At 61.9% G+C, this 8,567-nt stretch carries 10 protein-coding genes and 2 pseudogenes; 6 read left to right on the top strand and 6 right to left on the bottom strand.

Annotated features, from left to right (window positions below):
• The 6 genes and pseudogenes from AC1DXN_RS19575 to AC1DXN_RS19550 form a co-directional block, all read right to left on the bottom strand.
• Positions 1–366 (bottom strand): annotated as a pseudogene (locus tag AC1DXN_RS19575) (IS630 family transposase); the annotation flags it as partial.
• Between the two features lie 201 nt (positions 367–567).
• Positions 568–1,284 carry a hypothetical protein gene (locus AC1DXN_RS19570; RefSeq protein ID WP_477421627.1) on the bottom strand — a complete coding sequence of 239 codons (717 nt, stop codon included), beginning with the start codon at positions 1,282–1,284 and terminating at the stop codon, positions 568–570.
• Positions 1,244–1,702, bottom strand: coding sequence for a group III truncated hemoglobin (locus tag AC1DXN_RS19565; protein WP_477275378.1), 459 nt, complete (start codon positions 1,700–1,702; stop codon positions 1,244–1,246). The genes AC1DXN_RS19570 and AC1DXN_RS19565 overlap by 41 nt, the downstream gene beginning before the upstream one ends.
• Before the next feature lie 15 nt (positions 1,703–1,717).
• The gene (locus tag AC1DXN_RS19560) at positions 1,718–2,587 is read right to left on the bottom strand and encodes an SUMF1/EgtB/PvdO family nonheme iron enzyme (RefSeq protein WP_477275376.1); all 870 of its coding nucleotides are present in this window, start codon (positions 2,585–2,587) and stop codon (positions 1,718–1,720) included.
• A gap of 76 nt (positions 2,588–2,663) precedes the next feature.
• The gene (gene nirK, locus AC1DXN_RS19555; protein ID WP_477275374.1) at positions 2,664–3,770 is read right to left on the bottom strand and encodes a copper-containing nitrite reductase; all 1,107 of its coding nucleotides are present in this window, start codon (positions 3,768–3,770) and stop codon (positions 2,664–2,666) included.
• A 237-nt stretch (positions 3,771–4,007) separates the two neighbouring features.
• Entirely contained in the window at positions 4,008–4,454 is a 447-nt protein-coding gene (locus tag AC1DXN_RS19550; protein WP_477241110.1) for a pseudoazurin, read from the bottom strand.
• Between the two features lie 283 nt (positions 4,455–4,737).
• Here AC1DXN_RS19550 and AC1DXN_RS19545 point away from each other — a divergent pair, with 283 nt between their 5' ends.
• The 6 genes and pseudogenes from AC1DXN_RS19545 to AC1DXN_RS19520 form a co-directional block, all read left to right on the top strand.
• Positions 4,738–5,349 (top strand): DUF4118 domain-containing protein, encoded by a 612-nt coding sequence (locus AC1DXN_RS19545; RefSeq protein ID WP_477275372.1) that lies wholly within the window; start codon positions 4,738–4,740, stop codon positions 5,347–5,349.
• Positions 5,346–5,477, top strand: coding sequence for a hypothetical protein (locus tag AC1DXN_RS19540; RefSeq protein ID WP_477275370.1), 132 nt, complete (start codon positions 5,346–5,348; stop codon positions 5,475–5,477). The genes AC1DXN_RS19545 and AC1DXN_RS19540 overlap by 4 nt, the downstream gene beginning before the upstream one ends.
• A gap of 103 nt (positions 5,478–5,580) precedes the next feature.
• Positions 5,581–6,228, top strand: coding sequence for a helix-turn-helix domain-containing protein (locus AC1DXN_RS19535; RefSeq protein WP_477275368.1), 648 nt, complete (start codon positions 5,581–5,583; stop codon positions 6,226–6,228).
• A 174-nt stretch (positions 6,229–6,402) separates the two neighbouring features.
• A complete protein-coding gene (locus AC1DXN_RS19530) occupies positions 6,403–7,461 on the top strand; it encodes an Acg family FMN-binding oxidoreductase (RefSeq protein WP_477275366.1) in 1,059 nt (352 codons plus the stop codon).
• A 26-nt stretch (positions 7,462–7,487) separates the two neighbouring features.
• Positions 7,488–7,820, top strand: coding sequence for a hypothetical protein (locus AC1DXN_RS19525; protein WP_477275364.1), 333 nt, complete (start codon positions 7,488–7,490; stop codon positions 7,818–7,820).
• 139 nt (positions 7,821–7,959) lie between these two features.
• A pseudogene (locus tag AC1DXN_RS19520) lies at positions 7,960–8,547 on the top strand (DUF6920 family protein); the annotation flags it as partial.
• Between the last annotated feature and the right edge of the window lie 20 nt (positions 8,548–8,567).

Genomic DNA, 8,567 nt, shown 5'->3' with positions numbered 1-8,567 from the left:
AGCCTTACGGAGCCAATGCTTTAGCTTTGCAAAGAGCTTCTCGATGGGGTTCAGGTCAGGCGAGTATTTGGGCAGCAAGAACAGCCTGGCGCCGGCCGAGCGGATGGCGCGGCGCACGGCCTTGCCTTTATGCGAGCCGAGATTGTCCATGATGACGATGTCGCCGGGTTCGAGGGTGGGGACGAGAACCTTGTCGACATAGAGCTGGAAACGCTCGCCGTTGATCGGCCCGTCGATCAGCCACGGTGCTTCGACGCGGTCGTGGCGCAGTGCCGCCAAGAAGGTCATGGTCTTCCAATGGCCGTGCGGCACCATGGCTTTGATTCTCTCGCCGCGCGGCGCCCATCCCCTGAGTGGCGCCATGTCGTTGGGGCCGTACCTGCGCTGGCGTGGGACGATGGCGAGGGTCTCAATCGTTGGAGCGAGATTGCGCCCCAATGCGAAGCTGGACCGTGGTGATCCTGATTGCACAATTCTTCATTTGGTCAGAATGCAAAGATGATCCGACGCTCTCTTGCCGCAAAGGCTTTCGGTTTCGCCGTGACGTTCCGCGGCAATCGACGGCGACTAGTGGCGGGCGCCTGCTGCAAGGCGGCTGGCGCTTAGAACTCGCTTTCGCTGAAGCGGAGATCGACTGGATAGGCTTTGCCCGATCGCTCTTCGGTTCGAAGCCGGAATCCGAAATGCTCGCCTATCATGACCGTGACCCCGGCCAGCACCAACCGGCCGCAAGCGGCCAAAACTTGCCCAGGCCGCGTCGAAGGTCAGATCGGGCCAGGCCAGCAGGCTTGCCACCCAGACGCCGATGAACGTGCCGACCATGGCCCAGATCATGGTGAGGATGACGCCCACCTTGCTCGGGTCGTCATAATAGCGATCCAGGCATTCGGCGGAGGGCTCGGGGGCATAGAGCGCCGAAAGCATAACAAAGAGCATCGCAAGGCGTGCCACAACGACGATGAAGCCATGCACGCCGATCGGATCGCCGCGACTAGGCGCCGCCATGGCCAACCCGACCATGGTCAGCAGGATCAGCACCACGATGGAAAGCTGGCGTTCGCCGGATGTCAGTTGAGCGAGCATATGCAGCCACCTCAGATGCCCGTCAGGGCGAAATCGTCGCTCGGGTGTCGCATGGCCGCAGGCAATTTGATCTGGCGCAAAAACGAGGCTGATTGCACCCGGAAAAGGGAGTGCAGCTTTCGGGCGGCCGGCCTGACGGGAGCGACGGACGAGCTCCAGTTCAGCCGCCTGCAGCAGTGTTGCCCTCCGGTGAACCGGCAAGCGGAAGGCGAAAGAACATCGCCAGCTTCAGGCTTTTCGCAATCCGCTCAGCGCGGTCGACAAATACCGCAGCCGTTTGCGGGGCAAAGTGCGCCGCCGCGGTTTCGCCGAACAGGTCCAGCCAGATGTCGAAATCGGCCTCGGTCACATCCCTAAGTTTCAGATGCGCAGGCACCGGGCGTCCGTGATAGTCGCCGGTCTTGAGAATGACGGAACACCAGAAGTCGGTCATTTTCTCAAGATGCGGTTCCCAGTCGCCGGTGATCTCGCGCGCAAAAATTGGCCCGAGCCGTTGGTTTTGCCGCAGCCTGGAATAGAACGCGCGGACCAGCGCGCCAATGCTCGCCCTGTCAACGCCCGGATCGGCCAGAGGCTGCTCGGCAGCCGGTCGCGGCTGTTCGATGGCCGATGAGCTCATGTCGATCCTTTCGGGTCAGGAAAATCCCAGTCGCCGCAAGGCAGCCCTTAGGACGTTGAGACGTTCGCGGACAAGGCGGAAACCCAGATTGTCGGGCGGCGTGCCGACAGCGCAGCCGCCACTTTTCCCGTCGCGGATGAAGTTCGACATGTAGGTGCGGTGGAAACCTTCCACGACGTGCACCCCGCAATTGTCGACTGAACTCACAATGCTGGTGCCGTCGGCGGCTATCGTCGCATGGACGTAGCAGGTCGATGTCCATTCCCAGACATTGCCCGCAACGTCCGCCAACCCTTTTGAGTTGGTGCCAAAGGCCCCTTGAAACCTTGGCTCGGGATCGGATTTCCGTCCGAGCGAAGCCTCGGTGCGATACTGGGCGAGCCAGCGCAGCGCCGGGTTGTTGGGGTCGTCGGCGCCGCCCTCGATGTCACCGCGGAACCGTTCGCCGGCGGCATAGGCCCATTCCGTGTCGGTCGGCAGCCGCCATGTCGCGCCCGTCTGGGCCGACAGCCAGGCCGCATAGGCTTCGGCGTCGATATGGCTCACGCCGGTGACCGGAAAATGGCCACTGCCCGGAGTATCCGATGCCTTGCAGTTGCCTGATGTCACGCACCGTCCGTATTCCGCGGCAGTCACCTGGTATTTCATGATTTTCAGCGGTGAACCGACCGTCGCCAGGATACGCGGCGCGGCGACAGGGTGGCCCTTCCCAAGGAATTCACCCGGCTGAGGATGGTCGAACGATCCGGGCGCGAGGGTCACGAGTTCGGGGCTCGCAACGAGCCGGCCGGCCGCGGAGAATCGGTCTACGGCACTGGTCGCGCCCGTGACGATCAGCGCGGCAGCCGCGATACTTCCGAGAGCTACGAGAGGGTTGAAGGACATGGCATTTCGTCCGGGAGCGCACGCGACCTTGCGCAGAGGGCGCAAGGTCGCGTCGATGTTCAGGATCAGACCCTCGTCACTGCGTCGCTATGGCCCTTGGGGCTTCGACCTGTGTCATCAGGTCGTCATTCCAGGTTCCATCGACCGTAAAATGTGCAGTCGCGCCGAGTTCCACGGCCTCGATCAGATTGTGGTTCACATAGGCGTAGACGCCCGGCTGCAGGAACGTATAGAGGGCCGAGCCGGCCGAGCCGCCGCGGATGAACCAGGTTTCCAGGTCCTTTGCCGGAGGGTTGGCGAACTTGCCCTGTTCCCAGACATAGTCGCCATGACCACCGATCAGATGCGGCCGCGTATCGCGATTGGCCTGCGAATGGACGATCAGGACAGTCTCGCCGACCTTCGCCTTCATCGCATTCTCGCCGGTCAGCGATCCGGCCTTGCCATTGAACACGACGTGAGTCGGGATCAATGCGCGCATGACCTTGACGGTATCGTCATAGTTGTCGCCGGCCGTCTCGTATTTCTTGAATTTTCCCTGCTCGTCGCGCGGGATGTAAAAGTCGTTTTCGCCGATATAGTAGATGTGGTCGTAACGGATGGGTTTGCCCTTGTCGTCGCGCAGGCCGTCACGCGGCAGCACCATTACCGCACCGCTCATGCCAGACACGACGTGCCACGGGATCATCGGTCCGCCGGGCGCGCAGTGGTAGACGAACGTCCCGGTGCGCGTTGCCTTGAAGCGCAGCGTTGCCTGCTCGCCAGGGTTGACCAGTGTCAGTGCTCCGCCGCCGAGCGCCCCTGTGGCAGCGTGGAAGTCGATGTTGTGCGCAAGCGTATTGGTGTCGGGATTGATGAGGGTGAGCTCGAGATAGTCGCCTTCATGGACAACCATCAAGGGACCGGGGATCGAGCCATTGTAGGTCATCGCGTTGAGCTGCGTTCCATCGGCGTCGATGACGACGGGCTTTTCCTCAATCGTCATCGTGAACTCGACGACTTTCGGGCCGTCCTTGGCCACCTGGTCGTGCGCGTGGACGAAGGGTGGCGCGACGAGGGTGACCTTTTCGCGCGGCAGTCCGGCCACGTCCTTGGCGCTGGCCACAGCCGGCATTGCGCCGATCGTCGCCACCGCGGCGGCGGTAAGGACAGATCCCAACAGAGCTTCACGTCGCGTAAGCATTTCAATCTCCTTGTGCGTCGACCATTTGATGACCGGAGAATAGCCTGCTTGGGGGAGCCGTCTTTGCGCTGGCGCAAACCGCAATTCATTTCAATGCGACTTGTGGAACTGCGGAGTGGCGCGGATCGTGTTTCGGAGCGCTCCATATGAAATAGGCCGGACTGGACCTCCCCGTCTGGTCCGTCCGGCCGTTTCCCTCCGGCTATCGCCAACCGGAGGGTATCCATCATCGAGATGTCAGTTGGAGGCGGCCTTGGTCGCCTCGCCGAACAGCTCCGCGAACACCGTTTTGGCCTTGCCGGTCTGTTTGACGGCTTGTGCCGCATCGAGGTTCACAGGCTTGCCGACGACGATCAGCGCCACCATGCCCATGCCGTAATGCGGGGCGCATTTCACGCCATAAACGCCTTCCTGGGTCATGGTCACGGTGATCTCCTCGCTTGCCTTTCCCTTGAAGGCTTCAGCGCCGTCCGGCATCATTCCCTTGATGGTCTCGGCATTGTGGGACTTGTCGGTGGGCACGAACTTGATCGTGTCGCCGGGCACCGCTTTGATGTAGGCGGGCTGGAAGACCATCGAACCCTTCTCGCCCTTGTTGAGCATCTGGACGACGTGTTCTTCAGCGCTTGCCGCGCCGGCCAAGGCCAACAATGCGATGGCCGCGGCGATCAGGGGCAGTTTCATGGGATAGTCCTTTCTGGGTTGATCACGGCGTTTGCCGTTGCGCCCTTGTACCGTGCGGGACGGCGTTGCGGTTTGCGCTGGCGCAAACCGGCACACGAAATATCTGGATACGACGTGGCGATCTGGCGCTGGTGAGGAGCCTTGGCCGGCTCGCTTGCATCGCGCGGCCTGCGCTTCTTTTCATTCTGTTCGGGACGGATGGAAAAAATGCCCTAAATGAAAGACGTTCAGTTAGTTTGGCTGAGCTTGGCAGTATCCTTTCAGCTCAGCGGTAACGAATTTCATGCCAGCGCGGGACATTACCGGCATCAAAGGACCTCTCCTGCAAGCGGTGCCGTCTCGCCGCTTCGAGGGACGCAATGGCTATTTGCTGGCGATTTTCATCGTCGCAGCCGCTGTCCTTGTCCGGCTTCTGCTGGAAGGACTGCTCGAAGACCGGGCGACTTTTACCCTCTTCACGCCGGCCATCCTCGTCGCATCGATCGCCGGCGGCATCTGGCCTGGACTGTTGTCCGTGGCGCTTTCGTTGGGCGGAGCGTTCTGGCTGGACAATCTTCAGTCCGATCTCGCCCACAATCCGGTTGAATTCGTCGTCTTCGCCGCTGTCGGCCTGGCAATCGCCTGGATGGGCGAAATGCTGCACCACGCTAGCAAGGCAATCGACCGGGCTGAGAGCGCGCTGGGGGGCCGCGAGGCCCATCTTCGCTCCATTCTCGATACAGTGACCGACGCGACCGTCGTCATCGAAAAGGACGGCACGATCGTTTCATTCAATGCCGCCGCGGTTCGGCAGTTCGGCTATGCCGAAGCGGGCCCTGCATCATCGTCGATGAAAGTGCGATCCGGCTCAGCCCAGCTGGGCGCCAGCCGCTTGCCGGTTTTGCCGGGCGGGTGATCCTGCTCGTCGAAGACGTCGATCCAACCGGCACCGAGGGGTTCGCCGTCCTGACCAAACCGATCGAGGGGAACGATCTGATCGATATGGTGCAGGCCTTTTCGGCCCGCCACGTCCTGGCTGACTAAGCCAGCCACCTCGCTGACTACGTAGAATCCCTTAGGACATAACCCAATTTCGCAGACCGGCATTCCGCGCGATGGCTATTCCACCGAAATTAAGGGAACAGCCATGAACGCCATCGTCGACACTCGGGTGCCCTTCGAAATCCTGACCGCCCTCGTCCCGCGACCGGACGTGTCGAATGATGGCCGGCCGGTGCCGCTCTCGTTCTTCCACGCAGGCTCGGAGATCTACGCACAGGGCGAAAAGGTCGCTTCCCACTACCAGATCGAGTTCGGCGCGGTCCGCATCTACCGGCTGCTGGCTGATGGGCGCAGGCAGATCACGGCCTTCCATCTGGCGGGAGAGACGTTCGGCTTTGAAGCCGACCTTACCCACCATTTCTTTGCCGAGGCCATCGTCACGACAGGACTGCGGACATTCCGCCCGGTGGCCGGCCTGGACAGATCGCGGGAACTTTTGCCGCTAGCCCTTCGTTGCATGGTGCGGGCCCAGGAACATTTGCTGGTTGTCGGCCGGCAGACGGCGATCGAACGCATCGCTGCTTTCCTGGTCGACATGGCCGCACGACAGGGAGATCTCGACCAGATCGAACTGCCGATGTCCCGCCAGGATATCGGCGACTACCTCGGCCTTACGATCGAAACGGTATCGCGCGTGTTATCGAGATTGCGCGACAAGGGTGTCCTCAAATTTCACGGACTTCGAACCCTGGAAATCCGCAAGTCTGAAGCGCTCCGCTCCCTGTGCGAGTAATCTATACGTTCGAGTCGTTGCAGCAGCCGACATGGCGCATGCGCGGCACAGCCCCAGATGCATCCACTGCGAACCGCTCTTCGGGTATCGTCCCAGTGCGCTTCGCAATTGTCGAAGACAGATCGGCCAAAAGCGATGAACAGGCGGCAATATCTGGTTGGCGGAGGCGCCCTGATGGTCGCCGGCGCCGCAGCAACTTATTTTGGGCTCCGAAACATGGGTTCGATGGAGGAATACAACGCCTCCGTGGCCGCGACCCGCTCGGCATTGGCGCAGGCGCCTGGGACGAGCGACTTGATCCGCTACGCGACGCTGGCGGCGAACAGCCACAACACCCAGCCTTGGCAGATCAAGATCAGTGATGTCGGGATAGAAATCCTGCCCGACATGGCGCGACAGACCGCGGTCGTTGATCCGGACAATCATCATCTGTTCGCCAGCCTCGGTTGCGCGGCGGAAAACCTGGCTATCGCTGGCAGCGCGCGCGGAAAGCCGGGCGAACTTAGTTTCAGCCCGGCGAATGACGGTGCCGTGACGTTCGCGTTCGGGAGCGGGTCGCCTGTCGAACCGGCGATGTTCGATGCGATCCCGAAGCGGCAATCGACGCGTGGCGACTATGACGGCAAAGCGGTCAGCCGCCGCGACTTGCAGACGCTCTCCGCTGCAGCGGCCGTGCCGGGCGTCGATCTGGTTCTTATCACGGATCGGCCACAGATCGAGCGCGTGCGCGACCTGGTCGTCGCGGGCAACAATGCGCAGATCGCCGACGCCGCGTTCGTCCAGGAACTGAAGAGCTGGCTGCGCTTCAGCCCCCGGCAAGCGATCGCGACCGGTGACGGTCTCTTCAGCGCATCTAGCGGCAACGCCGCCCTTCCGGCATGGCTTGGTCCGGTTATGTTCGATCTCGTTTTCAAAGCCAAAGCCGAGAACGAAAAATACGCACGACAGCTCGCCTCTTCGGCGGGCGTCGCCGTGTTCGTCGCTCAGAAGGAAGACCCCGAACATTGGGTCCTGGCAGGCCGCGCCTGCCAGCGTTTCGCTTTGCAGGCCACCGCACTCGGCCTCAAGCACGCCTTCATCAATCAGCCCGTTGAAGTCGCTGGCCTGCGGCCGGAACTGGCGAACCTTGTCGGCTTGCCCGGGCGACGTCCCGACCTCGTCATGCGCTTCGGCTACGGAGCCGCGCTCCCCTTCTCGGCGCGCCGGCCAGCAGAAAGTGTAATCATATCTTGAACGGTCCCGTTCAGAGCTCATCGCCGATGCGGCTCGTGACAATCAAGGCCATTCACACTGTCGTCTGGGCTTTTTTCGTCGCGTGCATTCTCGCAATCTGGGTGTTCGCCTTGCGGGGCGACTATTTCTACGCGGCGCTGTCGATCGGCGTCGTCCTGGTGGAGGTGCTCGTGCTGGTTCTGAACGGATGGCAGTGCCCTCTCACATCCGTTGCCGCGGGCTACACCGACGATCGACGCGACAACTTCGACATCTATCTTCCGGAATGGCTTGCGCGTCACAACAAGCTGATCTTCGGGACCCTCTATGTGGCCGGAATAGCGGCCACGCTGGCGAAGTGGAGCAATGCGTCAACATAGAGGAAGGCCGCATGATGGCTGAGGATGATCGTCTGATCAGGCAACGGTTGCCTGCCGCTGTCTATGACCTGGCCTTGCGACTCGGCGTCAATCCCGAGATGCGCCGAACGACGGTCAGGCTCAAGCAAACAGGACGGAGAAACAGCGGCTTGGAGCCACGTCCTGGATGTCATTTACCGCAACGCAAACGATCGACACGGGCGAATGTGCCTTCGATTGGCGGGCACGGGTTGGTCCCTTCGGTATGATCTCGGTGCGCGATGCGTTGCAGGGCGGCCAGGGGCGGTTGGATGTCATGGCGCTCGGGGTCATCCCGGTCGCCCGCGCCGAGCGCTCGTCGGCGCTGATGCGCGGCGAGCTGATGCGATACCTTGCCGAACTTGCCTGGGCGCCCGACGCTATTCTGCTCAACACCACGCTGCGCTGGCGTGAAGACGGTCCCGACAGGCTGGCCGTGAGCGCCGGCGTGGGAGAGACAGCAGCCGAAGTCACGCTCACCCTCGACGGCGAGGGGAGGATCGCCGGTGCCTTTGCGCCCGATAGGCCGCGTTCGGCTACGGCACCAGTCCTGCCAACTCCGTGGCGCGGCCGTTTCTCCGACTATCGTCGTCACGGCAATATTTGGCTTCCGTTTGCCGGAGAGGTCGCCTGGGAAATCGACGGGAAGGAAACCATCTACTGGCAGGGCCAGATCGAACATTGGGAGGCGTCCAACGATGGTGCTTGATCCCGGTGTCAGGAATCACG

It is taken from the genome of Mesorhizobium sp. P2_H9 (assembly GCF_056403215.1).
The sequence above is the reverse complement of the archived record's forward strand: the minus strand, read 5'-3'. Positions and strand labels throughout refer to the sequence as shown.